This is a genomic window from Paenibacillus tepidiphilus (genome assembly GCF_008635795.1).
GTDB lineage: Bacteria > Bacillota > Bacilli > Paenibacillales > Paenibacillaceae > Paenibacillus_AQ > Paenibacillus_AQ tepidiphilus.
The window spans coordinates 195023-212167 of sequence record NZ_VWRQ01000010.1 but is presented as its reverse complement, the minus strand read 5'-3'; the positions used below and the strand labels follow the sequence as shown (position 1 = coordinate 212167).

Here is a 17145-nt window from a genome sequence, read left to right as displayed (position 1 = left end):
GCCTAGCAATACCTCCTGAGCTCCACGGTCATAGAGGTCTTTGAGCACTTCACGCCAGCCATTGGCACTTTCCTGGCCACCCACATAGAAGCCCAGGATTTGACGGTGGCCTTCCGTGTCAATGCCCATGGCAAAATAGACGACCTCACCGCTGACGGTTCCACGCTTGAGTTTGACGTAGAGTCCGTCCAGATAGATGACGGAGTAGCGTTTTTGGAGCGGACGTTTCTGCCACTGGTGAATGTCCTCCAGCACCGTTGCGGTAATATTGCTGACGGTGGTGGGCGAGTAATGGCTGCCGAACATACTCTCAATAAACCGGGCCACGTCCCGGGTGCCCATGCCCGATTTGTACATCTGAATGACGGCTTCTTCCAGCCAACCATCGCGTCGTTGGTACGGTTCAAAGAGCTGGGTCTGAAACAAGCCCTGTCGGTCCCGAGGCACTTCCAGGTCTTCGATATTCCCGTAGCGAGTATGCAGATTACGAGTGTAGTATCCGTTACGGCTGTTGCGTATCCCGGCTTCTTCTGAAGACATGAAGGCTTGAATTTCAGCGCGCAGGATGGATTCTAGGTTATCTTTAACAAACTCAGTAACAAGATTTTCAAATAGATTATTTAGCATATTTTCGGGTACAATAGTCATCGAGTAGGGTTCCTTTCTTGGTGGACTTCAACAATCCCGAGAATACCCTACTTTTTTGTTGCCTGACTAGGCCCCAAATCTTGGTACACAACTTATTTTACGCCATCACCATTACGCCCATATCGGTCAAATTAAGTGGCGATTATCAAATTAGATGACTGAAATCCGTAAAAAGAGCAAGATTAGTGTGCGAAAATCCACTTAATTGTATAAAGCGCTGAAGCGCAAAAGGTAGGGGTGTGACTATCGGGTAGGGTTGGGAATTACGGAACCCTATCTACTAACTTACTTATAATTTCATATTTTTTTATCCTTGCATTGCTTTTCTAGATGTTATTAGATTGTTTTTTTCTTTCGTTTTCTTTCGTTTTCTTTCGTTTTCCTCACCCTTCCACCACTTCATATTATCTCTTGTGCACCCTACTTGCTTACTCTTACTTTTACTCTTACTTTAGTCCTTACTCTTACTCTTCCAAGTCCTCAACCTTTATAATTATCTTCTTTCCTTCTCCTTCTTAAACTCTTCCTCTCACTCTTTCACTCTTTCACTCTTTCAACTCTTTCAACTCTTTCACTCTTTCATTATTACCTCTTATAATCTGCTATACTCACATTCCCTAGGCCCATTCTTTCCTCCTTCTCCTCTCCTCTTACCTTTTCTCTTCCCCTCTACCTTTCTTTTCATCTTTCTCTTTTTCTCACTCTCCTCTCACTCTCACCCTTCCGATTCTTTCATAGGTTTCTACTGTCCCCCAGTTACTCCTACTCACACTTTTACTCTTTTCTACTAATCTTACTCCCACTCTTGTTCACACTCTTTAATTTTCTCTTACTTTACTTTTGCCTACGTATCATCCTCCCGCTTTCCGCCGGCTTCCCTACCACTTCCCTTCCCCATCTCTTCAACCGGCATTCTCTCCATGACAAAATGCCCTGCATTCCCGCCGGGAATGACAGAGCATTTTGTTTTGACAGCCTGTTCGTGGGTTGCCCGCCCGGAAACCGGCCGTCAGCTCCGTCCGGCCTACACCGCTTTCCAGTCCTCTTTGTCTCCGCGGTACTTACGGTAAGCGGCATAACCCAGCGCCGCGGCAATGAAAGCGCCGCCGAGAAAGCCCCATATCCCGTATCTCTGCGGAGGCAGCGGGAGCGAAAGTGCAGGCTCGTTCCGCTCTTTGCCGAAGACGACCCGTACCGCTTCCTGGCCGTAAGAGATGATCTCCAGCAGCCGGGCCCGGGGAACCGGCTGCGTCGATGACGGAATCTCAGCAGCGTAAGACAGCCATGAGTCGAGCTGATTCACCGTCTCAGGGGGACGGGAAATGACCACCGCCGGGCGGATGTTGTCATAGCGGCTCTGCAGTCTGGTCACGGAGGTCTTCCAGCCGGCCAGATCGCCGGCTCCCGCACTGCGCTCCATGTCGTTCAGATCCTCCCGGATCACTTTATAGTATTGCAGCCACATCGGCTGATGCGGCTGATTCAGGCTGTTGGCGGCCAAGCGCAATCTGGCAGCGGCAGCCTCCCACCGTTCCGGCGAGATCTCAGCAGCGGCAAAGGTTGCTTTTACATCCATGATCACTTCTGCGAGTGCATGGATTCCCTCCACCGAAGCCAGCCCCTCAAAGGAGGAGGCGACGAACAGACGGGAGATCTCCTCGCTCTTCTCCCTGGCTTTGGACACATCGCCTTTCAGCACATACGTATACAGGGCCTCGGCTGCCTCTTCCAGCTGCTCCGCCCCGCTTCTTCCCGCCCATGTGGCAGTCTCCGGCTGAACATCCGGACCTACTGCCGCCGCTCTAGCACCCGGGAGTCTTGCTGCAGCCTTTACACAATCCAGCCCCAATCCCCCAAGCAGACCAATAAGCAACAAGCCGGCCAGCACATATCTGATCCTGCGCGGCATGAGACATCCCCTCCTACTCTAATGTATGGCAGGAGGGACAAGATTAGAACGGCTTGTCAGCGCCGCCTTAGTCTTGCGGGATACGCATGCTTGCGCTGCTTGCCGGTGACCAGCCAGGCTGCAGCCGTGCTTACCAGCGTGAGGCCAATAGTGAAGTACTGCACCTCATTCAGATCATCGTCCAGCTCGTTCGGCAGCCACGGAAAGACGCCTTGCGAATAATCGACCATGTCGTTGGCCAGTGTCCATAGCAGCGCCACCGGCAGCATCCGGCGCAGTGTAAAGAAGCGCGCATAAATCAGCGCTTCGATAGCCATGCCCAAATGGGAAGCGACCAGCATCCAGTCCTTCCAGCCAATGACATCTCCCTGAAAGCCGCCTGCAAAGATCATCGCAACGGCCCAGATGCCGTATTTTACCGAAGTAACCACAGCAAGCGCCTCTATCAGCTCACGGATCAGTGTCCCTTTAAGGCCTTTAGGGGGATAAAGGAGCAGCAGAAGCGCTGCAGTAAAGAAGAGACTGGCTGTCGGGCTGTCCGGAACAAAAGGCAGCAGCCAGGCAGGATAATGCTCAGCCGTATAAACCAGTTGATTGCCATACCATATGTACCCGTAAATCGTGCCGAGAAAATTGACCGCAAACAGCAGCCACAGCATTCCCCGGTGCAGAAACAATCTTTCGAACCAGTTACCCGGCATAGAACGGCTTACCTCCCAATTAGCGGCAGTTAACAGCATATAAACATACAAAAACCTGACCGCAGGAACGATCAGGTTTGCGTTATCATTAATTGTACTGTTCGTGTATTTGTTTGGCAAGCCGCCTACTCCACACCGAACACCTGAGCACCGGCCTTATATATAATAGAAAAGAGCATGCAGATGCGCCCGCCTTCGGTCCGGCGGACGCACTCCATTATGCCAAGCTCTTCAATTCATCCGTCAGATACCGGAAAGCCTGTTCGTCTCCGGCCGCCAGCGCCGTGTCGATCTCCCGGTACAAGATGTCGGTACGACGCTTTCGCAGCGCTTCATCCCACACCATTTCTGCCGCAAGTCCTAGCATCACTTCATAGGTAGCCTTCATTTTGTCCATTCGATACACCTCCGCTGTTTAAGTAATCCCATATTCTCTGGCTTTCATAACGTAGCTGTCGCAAGTGCGGGCCATTCTCTGCAAATCCTGCTCCGTCAGTTCACGGATGACTTTGGCCGGTGTCCCCAGAGCGAGTGTGTAAGGTGGAATCGCTTTATTCTCCGTCACTACAGAACCGGCTCCTATTAAAGCATATTCACCAATTTCTGCTCCGTTCAAAACAATTGCACCCATTCCGATTAATGTGCCGCTGCCTATCCGGCAGCCGTGGATAATAGCCGAATGTCCGACCGATATCCCGTCGCCCAGCAGGAGCGGCAGTCCCTCAGCCACATGGCCGACGGTGCCGTCTTGAATGTTACAGCGCTCCCCGATGATAACCGGAGCCAAATCTCCGCGCAGCACGGCATTGAACCAAATGCTGGAGTCTTTGCCTATCTGCACATCGCCCACCAGCTTAGCTCCCTCGCCTACATAGACGGATTCGTGAAGCCGCGGTATGTAGTTACCGTAAGCAATCCGCATTCCTTCTCCCCCTTACCTTGGCGGCCGTTTCTGACCGGCTGCCTCCATTCCCCATGGCGTCATCATGACTACCGGTCCCTCGGGGGCTTCCCCCAGCCGGATCATGCCCAGATGAAGCATCATCCGTAAAATGCGCTGTTCGAGAATCGACGCGGCATTGTCGTAGTAGAACGGCTTCACCAGCCAGCCGAGTCCTTCCACCAAAGAGGAGACGGTGACCCATTTTCCCGCGCAGACACTAATCCAGTAGACCAGCGATGTAAGATTGGGAATAGCACCTTTATAGAGTTTTAACCAAAAGGAGAAAATCTGCATCATTCTTTCCGATTTTCCTTCGCTGAGCAGCAGCTCTCCCCCCGCAGTCAGATTCAGCCGGCCATGCTCCTCCACAATGTAACGGCGATGACGGGCGTAATCATACAGCAGAGCCAGACGGGGCGGGTAATGCTCCCCCGCTCTTCCGTACCCGAAGCGCCAGCCGCCCTTGCCAAGCAGCGGTTCGGGAATCTGCAGCGCGTTCATAACCGCCTGCTGGCAGCGCTTGTAAAGCGCCCCCTCCTGATTCAGCTCCGGCTCATTCTCCTTGATATACCGCAGCAGCAGCAGCATATCCGCCTGCAGCATCTCGCCTTCGCTGCGGTACACCGCAGGCTCGGGTGCGCTTATAACCCGCTCGCGGAGGATAGCACCCATTTGCTCGCGGAAACGGCTTTTGAGATCCTGGGGAATCTGGAACAAATGTCTGCTTTGATGCGGGACCAGGGCGAATAGCCAACCGCTGTTCTTAAGCCGGCCGACGAGCTCGCGGGTTCCGCTCTGCCCGGGCCGATGATCGAAACAGGCCTGTGATGCCGCAGCCAGCAGATCCTCCAGGCTGAAATGGCTTCGCTCATCGAAGAGAAGCGTGTTTAGAAAGCGCAGTTCTTCGGGAGTACAGCTGCGGATGTGCGAGTCCATAAAGCTCCGGCTGCCCAGCGTGATGAGTATACTCTGAATCAAATCATGTTTAGAATTTCGTTTGCAATCGCATTCGTAGCGTCCCGCGATGGCGGTCAGCTGCCCAATGTCGGCATAAGTGAGCATATCCGCCAGATTCATCATTTATCGCCTCACCGTTTTACTACCATTATGGGAAATACAGCCCTTTTTATTCCTTAATGTGCAAAAAAAAGTGCAAAAAAAATAACCCGAAGGGTCGGGTTAACGCTGATTTTGCAGAAGATGACGCGTACAATTGTAAAGGAGCGGATTCCAGTCGAGCTCTTTTTTCTCCAAAATGGTCAGAGAAAGATTGCCGATCCGTTCAGTATATTTATCCTTGTAGAGGGCCGTATACAGCTGGGCCAAAAAGCCTCCGTGCGACACCACCAGCACATTCTTATCCGGATATCTGACCGTAAGGTCTTCCAGGAAGGCAAGCCCGCGCAGCTGCAGCTGCTCATCGCTTTCCTGACCCAGCTCAAGCAGGTTCCAGTCCTTGCCCCACTTCGTTTCACGTTCCAGAGCAGTAAGACCCTCGACCTGGCCGTAGGCCCGTTCTCGAATGCGCTGATCCGGCTCCAGCAGCGGAATATTCAGCTTGCCTGCAATAATCTCGCCGGTTTCAGCTGCACGGGAGAGACTGCTTGTTATACAGTAATCCCATTGGTATGGCTCCTGCAGCAGACGATCACCCAGCACTTCAGCCTGTCTGCGTCCTTCATCGTTAAGCGGAATGTCGCTTTGTCCCTGAATTCTTCCCACTGCATTCCAATCCGTTAACCCGTGGCGAATCAGACCGATCAGCATGCCTCTCACCTATCCCTTCTTTTATGTTTGCTTACTAATGTATCATGAATGACATCAAATGTCTTGTTTTTATAGCGGAAGAAGCCGATTTCATTATTTTGTCAGCACATGCTAAAATAACAAAGAGCCCTCTATACCTTGGGTTAGAGGACTCTTTATTGTCTGCGGTATCGGTTCAATCTGACCAGCAGGAAGATCGACAGAAACACTCCCAGCATTGATAACACCATCCAGTATTGCGGATGTGTTGGCCCCATACTTACTACGAGCGGTTCAATAATACCGCCTTCCGAGTGTCCGACAGGATAAGCGGATGACCATTCCAGCGACAACCCGGCCACGCCGGTCTCTACGATACCGCTCTGGGCAACCGCGGCCGGTGCAGTTTGCTTGAAGACGGTGAAATAGAGTGTGCTGCAAATGAATACAGCCAAGAAGCAAGCGATCCACAGGCTCAATCTGCGTCGGAATACCGCCGTATTGCCGGCAGATTTACCGTCCCCGGGCATCAGCCACGGACTCTCCAGATAGATCCGCTCCATTACCCTCTGATTAATCATTTCCGCACGATCGTCGTTTACCTCAATCCTGGACTCCTGCATCAGCTCCATGCTCTCTTCCCACATCGCCCATTCGGCGGCACAGTAAGGACAGCCTGCTATATGTCTCTCCAGTTCTATCCGCTTCGGATCGGTGGGGGGAGCGTCCCACAGAAGCGGAATATAGTCTTGCGCTTCCCCGCAATTCATCGGCCTTACACCCTCTCAGCCTGCACCTCAGCCTCAGGCTCATGAAAATAGGATTCAAGTTGTAATTTCACACTGCTTCTCGCACGAAAGAGCAGCGACTTTACAGAGCTCACGCTTTGATCTAATATGATTGCGATTTCCTGATAATCCATTTGGTCATATTCCCGCAGGATAAGCGCAGAACGCTGTTTCTCGGGCAGGTTATTGATTGCTTCGCGTACCAGATTCATCCGTTCCTTGCGCAGTGCTGCCTGTTCCGGCACGATTTCTGCCGGCGCCACCGGAATATACCCGCTCTCTTCCAAAGAGACATTGCCGGCGCGGTTCTTGCGCAGTTCGCTAAGCACTGTGTTGCGGGCAATGGTATATAACCAGGTGGAGAAGGAAGCGTCCACTTCACGGAAAGAATGCAGGCTGCGGAACGCCTTGTAGAATGTCTCCGAGCAGAGGTCCTCTGCGATGAGCTCCATGTGGGAATTCTTAAGCATATGATAGACAAAAGCCAATATCTTACGCTGGTACCGCCGCATTAATTCTGAGTATAATTCCGTATTTCCTTGTTTAATCTGCTGGATCAACTGGGAATCCGTCATGGTGAGTTCGGCCCTCCTCGTCCCTTGCACGTTACTCCCGTCCGGTCCGTACCTAATTATACCGGTCAGGGTCCTAAAAGTTGCGCCACTGTCGTCAAAATCGCTGCATTCCACAAAATACTTCCTATGTATATTCAACTCTGTCTTATTTCAGGAATAATGAATACGAATACATCAAGAAAAAAACATTTGCAGCTCTATGCCTGGCATCGCCCTAAGATCAACATTTGGTTTCCACAAAGTTCCAAACGAGCCTATAAACATAGTTAACCCAGTATATCATAGTTTCTAACAAGATGACATTAATAGACTTTCGGCAGCACTCCTGTGACTGAAAGATACCCTTTCTGTCGAAAGTGATGGCATTATTATAAGCGGAATGGTCGGGTTTCTCTATATCATAAAATCGTATATTCTGTGCTATTAAAGTTATTTTATTGAAGACTTAACAAATGCAAAATTAACTGTTGACAGAATGAAAACGGATACATATAATAAAAGTACAGTATGGTTTCTCTCCACTCCTATCCAAACACTGTACGGTTCCAAATACGTGAACTGTAACCGCTTATTATGTAAGCGGTCTTTTTTTGTCCATTTTTGAGTACTCCTCATGCTAACCATAATCTCAACTTCCGGGGAAAAAGAAAATCCGGGGCGATGCGCCCCGGAATCAGTGGTAAACCAAGCTGATATTAAACGTACACCGTATAATCCTTCTGCTGCAGCAGCTTCTTGGCCCGCTCAAAATCCTGCTCCTGGCGGAATGAAAGGCGCATAATCCCCGGCACATCCTCCCGGCTCTCGATAATCTGCATATTACTGAGATTGATCCCCTGGTCGCCCAGCTCAGTGGCAATGCGGCCGATGATGCCCGGATGGTCGGGAACATCAATGTGCAATTCGAACAGCGGCGTGATCATACCCTTGCGCCGTTCCGGAAGCTGGCTGCGGAAACCGTTGGCCTCGCGGAACGCTTCCTGAATAGCTTCGCCGTCTTCCTTCTCCAGCATCCGGATAAAGGACGCGACTTCCTCGTTCCAGTCCTGAAGCAGCCGCAGCATGACCGACCTGTTGTTCAGCAGGATATCGCGCCAAATCAGCGGATCGCTTGACGCTATGCGCGTGATATCCCGGAAGCCGCCGGCCGCCAAGGTGCTGTACAGTGAATCTGTATTGTCATAAGCATGGACCTGATTAACCAATGCTACAGCAATAATATGCGGCAAATGGCTGATTGCTCCGACGATTTCATCATGACGTTCGGGTTCCAGCCGCACAATTTGTGCTTTTGTATGTAAAAGCAATGACTGCAGTGCTGCATAGGCTTCCTCCGGGACCCCCGGGGGAGGCGTCAGCACATAATATGCATTCTCGAAGAGCAGTGAAGAAGCGGCTTCGACGCCGGAACGCTCTGAGCCGGCCATCGGATGGCCGCCGATAAAATGCACGCCGGGTATATCCAGCGCTCGCGCACAGGCGGCAATGCTGGCTTTGGTGCTGCCGACATCGGTAATAATACAGCCCGGTTTAAGCGGAAGTGTGCTCAGCTTCAGCAAATACTCCTCAAGCATGCCTACTGGCACACACAGAAATATAAAATCGGCATCCGCTGCCGCTTCCTCGATGGAAAGCGTAGCCTGGTCGACTACTTCCCTGGCGAGGTACTTGGCTGCGGATTCGGGACGGTGGGCATGGCCGACGACGGTCAGGCCCTCTTTACCTTTGAAACAAAGGGCAAGGGAGCCGCCGATCAGGCCGACACCGAAAATGGCTATTTTGGTTGTCATCTTCTCTGTACTACCTGCCTTCTATTGGGACATGTTGTTTGGCGGTTCTTAAGCTAGGCTTGCACCTGCTGCAGTTCCAGAACCTTCTCAAGTGCGGCGATGAACGCCCGATTCTGTTCAGCCGAACCGACAGTTACACGGATGTATGTCGGATACAGCCGGTGGCCGGCCCGCACGATAATCCCCTCGCGCAGCAGCGCGTCGAACACATCAGTTGCGGCCTTCCGGACATCAAGCATGATGAAATTGCCGTTCGCGGGGAACGAATGGAGCCCCAGGCGCTTCAGATCACCCTGCAGCTGCACAATGCCCTTGCGGTTCAATTCACGGCATTCCTGTACGTATGCTTGATCCTTCAGGGCAGCCAGCGCACCGACTTGGGCCAGGCGGGTAGTATTAAAGGGCTCCCGCACCTGATTGATCAGCCGGATGATTTCCGGTGAGGCTACACCGTATCCGATGCGCAGCGCAGCAAGTCCGTAAATCTTCGAGAAGGTACGCAGCACTACCAGATTAGGGTACCGCTCAAGCAGCTTAATTCCGTTGGAGTAAGCTTCGTCGGTAACATATTCGAAATAAGCTTCGTCCAGTACAACCATGACTCCGGCCGGCACGGCATCCAGGAAGGCCAGCAGCTCAGCCTCCGGAACAATGGTTCCGGTCGGATTGTTGGGATTGCAGATCCAGACCACTTTGGTACGCTCTGTTACGCGGGCCAGCATAGCCGGAAGATCATGCGTTCCATCCTTAAGCGGCACCTCAATCGTGACCGCACCTTCGATATCGGCATTGCTCTTATAGACGGAAAAGGTCTGATCGGCCATAATCGTCTCATCGCCCGGCAGGAAGAATGCACGGGCGATTAGCGCAATGATCTCATCGGACCCGCAGCCGAATATAATATTCTCGCTCTTGACGCCCAGATGCCCGGCTAATGCAGCGGTCAGTTCAACAGCAGAGCCGTCGGGGTACAGATACAGATTCTCCAGATCGGCGATAATCGCCGCTTTGGCGCTTGGACTTGCACCGTATGGGTTTTCGTTGGAAGCGAGCTTGATCACTTCGCTGAGTCCAAGTTCTTTCTTGACCTCGTCCATCGGTTTCCCCGGCTTATAGACGGGCAGATTGACGATATTCGGTTTCGGATTCATGAAAGGCCCTCGCTCTCTGACTATATTGGACAAGCTTCAGTTCTGCAGCGCAGACTGAAGGTTACGGTCTTAATTGTGACACAAATTCACGAATTTGCAACAGGCCTGCAGCGCGGTTCTCCGGCTGCTCCAGCAGCGGAATAACCTCCTCCACCTTGCGGACAATGGCGCTGCCTACAACCACTCCGTCGCAAATCCCTGCAAAACGGGCAACCTGCTCTTTGCTGGAGATGCCAAATCCGATGGCAACCGGAAGGTCTGTAGACCGCCGTACGGAAGCAATAAAGTCCTCGACGCCCTCAAAGAAAGAAGAACGCTCACCGGTAACGCCCAGCGACGAGACACAATAAATAAAGCCGCTGGCATCCTTGACGATCCGTTCGATCCGTTCATGCGAAGTCGGGGCCACCAGCGGGACCAGGCCGATGCCCGCTTCACGGCTGCGGCGGCGCATCTCTTCCGATTCTTCCACGGGAAGATCCGGAATGATCAGCCCGCTGATCTCGTGAGCGGCGAGTTCGGCAAAAAAGGGTTCCAGGCCCATCTGCAGCACCGGATTGTAGTAGGTGAACAGAATAAAAGGCAGCTTGCTGCCGGCCTGACGGGCTTTCAACGCCGTTTCCATACAGGTGCGCAGGTTTACGCGCCCGCGCAGCGCCCGCTCGGACGCCCGCTGGATGACCGGCCCGTCCGCCAGCGGATCGGAATAAGGCACGCCAAGCTCAAGTACATCCGCTCCGGCAGCCTCCATTTCGGCGATGATGGCCAGCGTTGTTTCCTGGTCGGGATCACCCACAGTCAGGAAGGGGATCAGGGCCGCCCGGCCCTCCGCTTTCAGCCGTTGAAAGGTAGCATCCATGCGGTTGGTTGTTTCAATAGTCATCACTTACCCGCCCCTTCCGTATATGCCAGGATGGATTCCACGTCTTTATCTCCGCGCCCCGAAAGACAGATTACAACCACGTCGTCTTTGGTCAGCGTCGGTGCAAGCTTCACGACCTGGGCTATGGCATGGGCCGATTCCAGTGCCGGTATAATGCCTTCCGTCACACTGAGCAGCTTCAGCGCATCCAGCGCTTCGGCATCGGTTATCGGTACGTATTGCGCCCGCTCGATATCCTTGAGGTAGGAATGCTCGGGACCGACACCCGGGTAATCCAGACCGGCCGATATTGAATGGGCCTCCTGTACCTGGCCATAATCATCCTGCAGCAAATAGCTGAGCGAGCCTTGGAATACTCCCTTGGTGCCCTTCGTCATCGTTGCCGCATGGAAAGGAGTATCGATCCCCTTGCCTGCCGCTTCTACGCCGATCATTGCCACCGCCTCGTCCTCAACGAACGGATAGAACATGCCGATAGCATTGCTGCCCCCGCCAACGGCAGCAACCAGTATATCCGGCAGCCGGCCTTCAGCCTCCAGAATTTGACGCCGGGTCTCATCACCGATGACCCTCTGGAAGTTCCGCACCATCATGGGATACGGATGCGGGCCCACTACCGAGCCCAGCACATAGAATGTGTCTTCTACATGGCTGACCCAGTACCGGAGCGCTTCGTTGCCGGCGTCCTTCAGCGTGCGCGAGCCAGAGGTGACCGGAATCACTTCAGCCCCCAGCAGCTTCATGCGGAACACATTCAGCGCCTGGCGGCGTGTGTCTTCTTCGCCCATGAATACCTTGCACTCCATGCCGAGCAGTGCCGCAACTGTAGCAGTGGCTACGCCATGCTGGCCCGCACCCGTCTCGGCAATCACCTTGGTCTTGCCCATGCGCTTCGCCAGAATGGCTTGCCCGATGGCATTGTTAATCTTGTGCGCTCCGGTATGGTTCAGATCCTCGCGCTTGAGATAAATCTTCGCGTCACCAAGCTGTTTGCTGAGCCGTTCTGCATAATATAGCGGTGTCTCCCGGCCGGAATATTGTTTCAGCAGGTAATCGATCTCTTGTTGAAACTCGGGATCGGCCGAATACTTGCGGTAGGCCTCCTCCAGCTCAATCAGTGCGTTCATCAATGTTTCGGGTACGAAGCGGCCGCCGAAAGAACCAAACCGCCCGTTAACGTCAGGTACTTGTATCATGATTGCTTCACCCTTTCCACAAATGCTGTCATCTTGGCCGTATCCTTAATTCCGCCGGTCTCTACACCGCTGGAGACGTCCACCCCGTCCGGGGAATAATTCTCCAGCAGCTCAGCTACGTTATCCGGATGCAGTCCTCCGGCTACGAATAAGGGCAGCCCGTAACTCGCCGCCGCCTGCTGATAGGCAGGTATGAGACTCCAGTCAAAGGTCTTTCCGGAGCCTCCGCTGCCCTGCGGATCGTAAGTATCGAGCAGCAGGGCATCAACCGTTCCCGCGAAGCCGGCAACCGCTGACTCCGCCGGTTCAGCATTACCGGACACGGACAGAGCTTTCCATACCTGGATTCCGGGAAAGGCTAGCTTTAATTCCCGGCAGAATGCCGGGCTCTCCTGTCCGTGGAGCTGAATCACGTCAAGCGGGGCAATATGAAGCAGTGCCTTAAGTTCATCTGCTGTCGGGTCTACAAACACCCCCGCTGCGCCTGGCGGCTTCTCCGTCTTCCAGTCGGCAAGCTCGCCGATCATCTCGGCCGCCTGCTGCGGGGTCACTTTGCGGCGGCTCTCCGCAAACACAAAACCTACATAATCGAGCGGTATTCGCTGCATCGATTTTAGCACTTCAACGCTGTGAAGTCCACAGATTTTTACCAGCGTCTCACCCATGTAGCGCACGATCCTTTCGGGAAGGAGGCGGACCAAGCAGTTGATAGACGGCTTGCTCCACATCCGGCTTACGCATCAGATACTCGCCTACCAGAATCCCGGCAGCCCCGTAATTACGCAGCAGCTCCACATCCTCCGGCCCGGCAATGCCGCTTTCGCTAATCACCGGAACCCCTGCCGGTACGAGCGCCGCGAGCTCACCCGTAGTGGCCAATGAGGTCTCGAATGTATGCAAATTACGGTTGTTGATGCCCAGCAGCGCACCGGGATGCTCTGCCTTCCCGGTATCCAGTACCATCTCCAGTTCACTGCGGTCATGAACCTCAATCAGAATATCCAGTCCCAGCGACGCAGCCAGATCGGTAAATCCGGCAAGCTGCTGCGGCTCCAGAATCGCTGCAATGAGCAGGACCGCATCAGCACCCAGCAGCCGGGCTTCATAGATTTGCCGCTCATCAATGATAAAGTCCTTGCGCAGCAGCGGCAGCGTAACCGCTTGACGCACATCGCGCAGATACTGGCCGCTCCCCTGGAAATACTCCTTATCCGTCAGCACGGACAGGCAGTCGGCTCCGGCCGCTTCATAGCCCTTGGCAATGGCTACCGGATCGAAATCCGGACGGATCAGGCCTTTGGAAGGCGATGCTTTCTTCACTTCGGCAATCAGGCCCATAGCGCGGCTACGACGCTCGGTAACTGCTGAGCGAAAGCCCAGCGTCTGCGGAAGCCCGGCAATCTGGCGTTCGGCTTCGGCCAGGCGGAAGCCTTCGCTTAAAGCTTCCACTTCTTTATATTTGGTAGCAACGATCCGGTCAAGATACATATTCAAGCTCCTTTGTCATCGATTTCAGCTGCTCCAGCTTGCTTAGGGCCGCTCCCGAGTCTACGGTAGCCTTCGCCTTCTCGACGCCCTCGGCCAGTGTTTCGGCCAGACCGGCGACATAAATACAAGCTCCCGCATTCGCCAGCACAATATCGCGGTACGGATTGATGCTGCCTTCAAGCACCGTCCGGATAATCGCAGCATTCTCTGCCGCATCGCCGCCGAGCACCTGCTGCAGGGGATGACGGCTCAGCCCTAACGCCTCCGGAGTAATCTCGTAAGTGATTACTTCACCGTCTTTCAGTTCGGAAACCTGTGTCGGGGAGGAAATGCTGATTTCGTCCAAACCATCCAGACTGCTGACGATCATGGCCCGTTTGGTGCCAAGTTCTTTGAGTACCGTCGCAATGGTCTCCGTCTTGGCCCGGTCGTAGATGCCCATCAGCTGCCGGTCGGCACCGGCTGGATTGGTCAACGGACCAAGCATATTGAATATTGTGCGCACGCCCAGTTCCTTGCGCGGCGCCGCGGCATATTTCATCGACGGATGATAAATCTGTGCAAAGAGGAAGCAGATGCCAATATTGTCAAGGCATTGGCGTGCCTGCTCCGCATTGAGATGAATATTGACGCCCAGCGCCTCTAGCACATCGGCGCTGCCCGCCCGGCCGGAAGCCGAGCGGTTGCCGTGCTTCGCCACACGTACTGCAGCCGCCGATGAAATAATGGCCGACGCCGTTGAAATATTGAATTTATGGATACCCGAACCGCCGGTCCCGCAGGTGTCGAGCAGCTTGGCGCTTTCCGTGCGTACATGGGTGCCGAAGCCGCGCATTGCTTCTGCGAAGCCCGTAATCTCCTCCACTGTCTCACCTTTGATCCGCAGCGCGGTCAGCAGCGCGCCGATCTGCGCCGCCGAGGCCGTCCCTTCCATAATCAGGCCCATAATTTCGCGGGCTTGGCTGCGGGTCAAATCTCTTCCCTCAATCAATCCGGCTATTCCCGATTGAATCAACTGACTTGCATCCATAGTCTTTTTCCTCCTAAATGTTTTGTTAGGATCACTTCGCTGAATCGCTTCGGATAAAACTTGCACCGGAAGCATTCGCTTAGTTTTATGGAGCATTCTCTGCTCGGCTCATCTTCGCAATAAAACTGGCTTCGAAAGCATACGCTTAGTTTTGTTAGGATCACTTCGTGAATGACTTCGGACAAGACTTGCATCGGAAGCATTCGCTTAGTTTTATGGAGCATTCTCTGCTCGGCTCATCTTCGCTGCAACTGATCTAGTTGGATTCTGTCCCACTAATTCGGCCGGATTCAAGCTTTTCTAAGGTTTAAGTGGAAATCGTCGAACTATTTTCTTTAAACTTCGGCTATAACGCCAGTTTGGAGCATTTCCTCAACAATTAGTGTGCCAATTTCCACTTAGACTCATCTTCAAGCCGGTATATCACATATTAAGTTGCGATTATCCAACTAACGCTGGCACGGCTCGCACTATTCAAAGGAAACGCCCTCACTCCATACATTCAAGGCGTATATTCATACATATAATCCTGGTTAGGCCCCTGTGCCGCCTGCTCTTCCACCGGGAACATCGCTTCTGCCATCCGGATCGCTTTCAGCATCGCCTTGGCCTTGTTCAGCGTTTCCTCATACTCCTTCTCCGGCACGGAGTCCCAGACTATTCCAGCTCCTGCCTGAACATAGGCCCGGCCCTTGCGGAAGATGATTGTACGGATCGTGATGCAGGAGTCCATATTGCCGGAGAATCCCAGGTAACCGATCGCTCCGGCGTAGGCGCCGCGCGCTTCCCGTTCCAGCTCGGAGATGATTTCCATCGCCCGCAGCTTCGGCGCCCCGGAGACGGTACCGGCCGGAAGGCAGGAGAGGAAGGCGTCGAAGAAATCCTTGTTCTGGGCCAACGTGCCGGAGACATTGGAAACAATGTGCATCACATGCGAGTATTTCTCGATCTCCATAAACGAATCGCATTTGACGGTCCCGAACTCAGATACACGCCCAAGGTCATTACGGCCCAGATCGACCAGCATCAGATGCTCGGCCCGCTCCTTCTCATCCGCCAGCAGCTCCTCCGCCAGCGCCCGGTCCTCCGCCTCAGTTGCCCCGCGCGGCCGCGTTCCGGCAATCGGCCTAGTCTTCACCCGGCCGCCGTCTACCTTCACCAGTGCTTCGGGCGATGTTCCGACAATGATTTCATCGTCCATTTTGAGATAGTACATGTAAGGTGAAGGGTTCAGCGTGCGAAGCATCCGGTACACATGCAGCGGTGAGACCTCTGTGTTGATATGCAGCCGCTGAGAGAGCACCACCTGAAAAATATCTCCCGCGCGGATATATTCCTTCGCCCGCTCCACATTTCCGATGAACTGCTCCTTGGTCAGGTTGGAATGGATCTCTCCCAGTTCGATATCCTTAGGGATGCTGCGCCGGTTCACGTTCTCCTGCGGACCGTCCTTCTGCAGTTCTTCGGCCAGCGCCTCCAGCTTCCGGCTGAGCGCCTCGTACCCGGTACGGATATCCGAATCGGTAGCGCCGTCCTTTATGTGCAGGTTGCCGACCAGCAGAATCTGCTGCTTCACATGGTCGAACACGATGATACGGTCACAGAACATGAAGCGGATATCATCCATCTGCAGGTCATCCACCGCGTGCGCGGAGAGCTTCTCGTAATACTGAAGCAGATCGTAACCGAAGAATCCGATGGCTCCGCCTGTGAAAGGCGGCATATCGTCGAGCTTGGGACTGCGGTAGCCCCGCAAGAGAGCTTTCAGCTCCTCGACCGGCTTGCCGGACAGCTGTTTTTTCTCGCCGCCGATTTCGACGTGAATGACGCCCTTTTTACCGGAAATCATCAGGAAGGGATCGCTCCCGATAAAAGAATACCGTGCCCACTGAATCCCGCCCTCCACACTCTCCAGCAGGAAAGCGCGCTGATGTTTCGCAAATCGCTGAAACAACCGGATCGGCGTCTCCATATCGGCAAGCAGGCGTGTGGCAACCGGAATCAGATTGTATTCCCGCGACAGGGCAACCACAGCTTCGACACTCGGGTACGTCATACGGAAACCTCCTTCAATCATTGAAATTTGGGATATAAAAAAAAGAAAAACCTCTACCGGAGTAGAGGTGGTTGGTTTAAATAAGTATAAGATAACGGCACAGACAGGCAAACCCCAGCGTTCATAGTTGGACGATATCCTAGCCAAAGATAGACGGTAGCACAAATAAATGCACCGCTCACTTCTCTGATCTCAGCTAAAATAATCCTAATCAACCCGCTGTCACTCTGCTCTTCTGCAC

The 17145-nt window shown here is 53.5% G+C and carries 17 protein-coding genes; all 17 read right to left on the bottom strand.

The window, feature by feature from the left end:
- Positions 1-648: IS256 family transposase (locus tag F1379_RS15070; RefSeq protein WP_203457102.1), on the bottom strand; the 648-nt coding region annotated here is incomplete at its 3' end.
- Positions 649-1672: 1024 nt separating this feature from the next.
- Positions 1673-2557 carry a sporulation protein YpjB gene (locus F1379_RS15065; RefSeq protein ID WP_150271102.1) on the bottom strand — a complete coding sequence of 295 codons (885 nt, stop codon included), beginning with the start codon at positions 2555-2557 and terminating at the stop codon, positions 1673-1675.
- Between the two features lie 56 nt (positions 2558-2613).
- Positions 2614-3258, bottom strand: coding sequence for a DUF1405 domain-containing protein (locus F1379_RS15060; RefSeq protein WP_150271100.1), 645 nt, complete (start codon positions 3256-3258; stop codon positions 2614-2616).
- A gap of 217 nt (positions 3259-3475) precedes the next feature.
- Positions 3476-3655: an IDEAL domain-containing protein gene (locus F1379_RS15055; RefSeq protein WP_150271098.1), complete on the bottom strand. Its 180-nt coding sequence runs from the start codon at positions 3653-3655 to the stop codon at positions 3476-3478.
- 18 nt (positions 3656-3673) lie between these two features.
- Positions 3674-4180, bottom strand: coding sequence for a gamma carbonic anhydrase family protein (locus tag F1379_RS15050; RefSeq protein ID WP_150271097.1), 507 nt, complete (start codon positions 4178-4180; stop codon positions 3674-3676).
- Between the two features lie 12 nt (positions 4181-4192).
- A complete protein-coding gene (locus tag F1379_RS15045) occupies positions 4193-5278 on the bottom strand; it encodes a hypothetical protein (RefSeq protein ID WP_150271137.1) in 1086 nt (361 codons plus the stop codon).
- Positions 5279-5380: 102 nt separating this feature from the next.
- Positions 5381-5968, bottom strand: a complete 588-nt coding sequence (locus F1379_RS15040) for a histidine phosphatase family protein (protein ID WP_150271134.1) — start codon at positions 5966-5968, stop codon at positions 5381-5383.
- 155 nt (positions 5969-6123) lie between these two features.
- Positions 6124-6717, bottom strand: a complete 594-nt coding sequence (locus tag F1379_RS15035; protein ID WP_150271094.1) for an anti-sigma factor family protein — start codon at positions 6715-6717, stop codon at positions 6124-6126.
- Positions 6718-6722: 5 nt separating this feature from the next.
- On the bottom strand, positions 6723-7310 hold the full coding sequence (locus F1379_RS15030) for an RNA polymerase sigma factor (protein WP_150271091.1): 588 nt from the start codon (positions 7308-7310) through the stop codon (positions 6723-6725).
- 695 nt (positions 7311-8005) lie between these two features.
- On the bottom strand, positions 8006-9100 hold the full coding sequence (locus F1379_RS15025) for a prephenate dehydrogenase (RefSeq protein WP_150271089.1): 1095 nt from the start codon (positions 9098-9100) through the stop codon (positions 8006-8008).
- A gap of 53 nt (positions 9101-9153) precedes the next feature.
- Positions 9154-10251 carry a histidinol-phosphate transaminase gene (hisC, locus tag F1379_RS15020; RefSeq protein WP_150271087.1) on the bottom strand — a complete coding sequence of 366 codons (1098 nt, stop codon included), beginning with the start codon at positions 10249-10251 and terminating at the stop codon, positions 9154-9156.
- 61 nt (positions 10252-10312) lie between these two features.
- Positions 10313-11134 (bottom strand): tryptophan synthase subunit alpha, encoded by an 822-nt coding sequence (gene trpA, locus F1379_RS15015; protein ID WP_150271085.1) that lies wholly within the window; start codon positions 11132-11134, stop codon positions 10313-10315.
- Positions 11134-12330 carry a tryptophan synthase subunit beta gene (trpB, locus tag F1379_RS15010; RefSeq protein ID WP_150271083.1) on the bottom strand — a complete coding sequence of 399 codons (1197 nt, stop codon included), beginning with the start codon at positions 12328-12330 and terminating at the stop codon, positions 11134-11136. The genes trpA and trpB overlap by 1 nt, the downstream gene beginning before the upstream one ends.
- Positions 12327-12995, bottom strand: coding sequence for a phosphoribosylanthranilate isomerase (locus tag F1379_RS15005; RefSeq protein WP_150271081.1), 669 nt, complete (start codon positions 12993-12995; stop codon positions 12327-12329). Before F1379_RS15005 ends, trpB begins: the two co-directional genes overlap by 4 nt.
- A complete protein-coding gene (gene trpC, locus F1379_RS15000) occupies positions 12988-13818 on the bottom strand; it encodes an indole-3-glycerol phosphate synthase TrpC (RefSeq protein WP_150271078.1) in 831 nt (276 codons plus the stop codon). The genes F1379_RS15005 and trpC overlap by 8 nt, the downstream gene beginning before the upstream one ends.
- Positions 13808-14848, bottom strand: a complete 1041-nt coding sequence (gene trpD / locus F1379_RS14995; RefSeq protein WP_150271076.1) for an anthranilate phosphoribosyltransferase — start codon at positions 14846-14848, stop codon at positions 13808-13810. The genes trpC and trpD overlap by 11 nt, the downstream gene beginning before the upstream one ends.
- 502 nt (positions 14849-15350) lie before the next feature.
- Positions 15351-16904, bottom strand: coding sequence for an anthranilate synthase component I (trpE, locus tag F1379_RS14990; protein WP_150271073.1), 1554 nt, complete (start codon positions 16902-16904; stop codon positions 15351-15353).
- Positions 16905-17145 lie beyond the last annotated feature (241 nt).

Bases quoted from the DNA above. Each gene is read 5' to 3' on its own strand.
- F1379_RS15065 (WP_150271102.1), bottom strand. From the start codon at position 2,557: ATGCCGCGCAGGATCAGATATGTGCTGGCCGGCTTGTTGCTTATTGGT.
- F1379_RS15060 (WP_150271100.1), bottom strand. From the start codon at position 3,258: ATGCCGGGTAACTGGTTCGAAAGATTGTTTCTGCACCGGGGAATGCTG.
- F1379_RS15055 (WP_150271098.1), bottom strand. From the start codon at position 3,655: ATGGACAAAATGAAGGCTACCTATGAAGTGATGCTAGGACTTGCGGCA.
- F1379_RS15050 (WP_150271097.1), bottom strand. From the start codon at position 4,180: ATGCGGATTGCTTACGGTAACTACATACCGCGGCTTCACGAATCCGTC.
- F1379_RS15045 (WP_150271137.1), bottom strand. From the start codon at position 5,278: ATGAATCTGGCGGATATGCTCACTTATGCCGACATTGGGCAGCTGACC.
- F1379_RS15040 (WP_150271134.1), bottom strand. From the start codon at position 5,968: ATGCTGATCGGTCTGATTCGCCACGGGTTAACGGATTGGAATGCAGTG.
- F1379_RS15035 (WP_150271094.1), bottom strand. From the start codon at position 6,717: ATGAATTGCGGGGAAGCGCAAGACTATATTCCGCTTCTGTGGGACGCT.
- F1379_RS15030 (WP_150271091.1), bottom strand. From the start codon at position 7,310: ATGACGGATTCCCAGTTGATCCAGCAGATTAAACAAGGAAATACGGAA.
- F1379_RS15025 (WP_150271089.1), bottom strand. From the start codon at position 9,100: ATGACAACCAAAATAGCCATTTTCGGTGTCGGCCTGATCGGCGGCTCC.
- hisC (WP_150271087.1), bottom strand. From the start codon at position 10,251: ATGAATCCGAAACCGAATATCGTCAATCTGCCCGTCTATAAGCCGGGG.
- trpA (WP_150271085.1), bottom strand. From the start codon at position 11,134: ATGACTATTGAAACAACCAACCGCATGGATGCTACCTTTCAACGGCTG.
- trpB (WP_150271083.1), bottom strand. From the start codon at position 12,330: ATGATACAAGTACCTGACGTTAACGGGCGGTTTGGTTCTTTCGGCGGC.
- F1379_RS15005 (WP_150271081.1), bottom strand. From the start codon at position 12,995: ATGGGTGAGACGCTGGTAAAAATCTGTGGACTTCACAGCGTTGAAGTG.
- trpC (WP_150271078.1), bottom strand. From the start codon at position 13,818: ATGTATCTTGACCGGATCGTTGCTACCAAATATAAAGAAGTGGAAGCT.
- trpD (WP_150271076.1), bottom strand. From the start codon at position 14,848: ATGGATGCAAGTCAGTTGATTCAATCGGGAATAGCCGGATTGATTGAG.
- trpE (WP_150271073.1), bottom strand. From the start codon at position 16,904: ATGACGTACCCGAGTGTCGAAGCTGTGGTTGCCCTGTCGCGGGAATAC.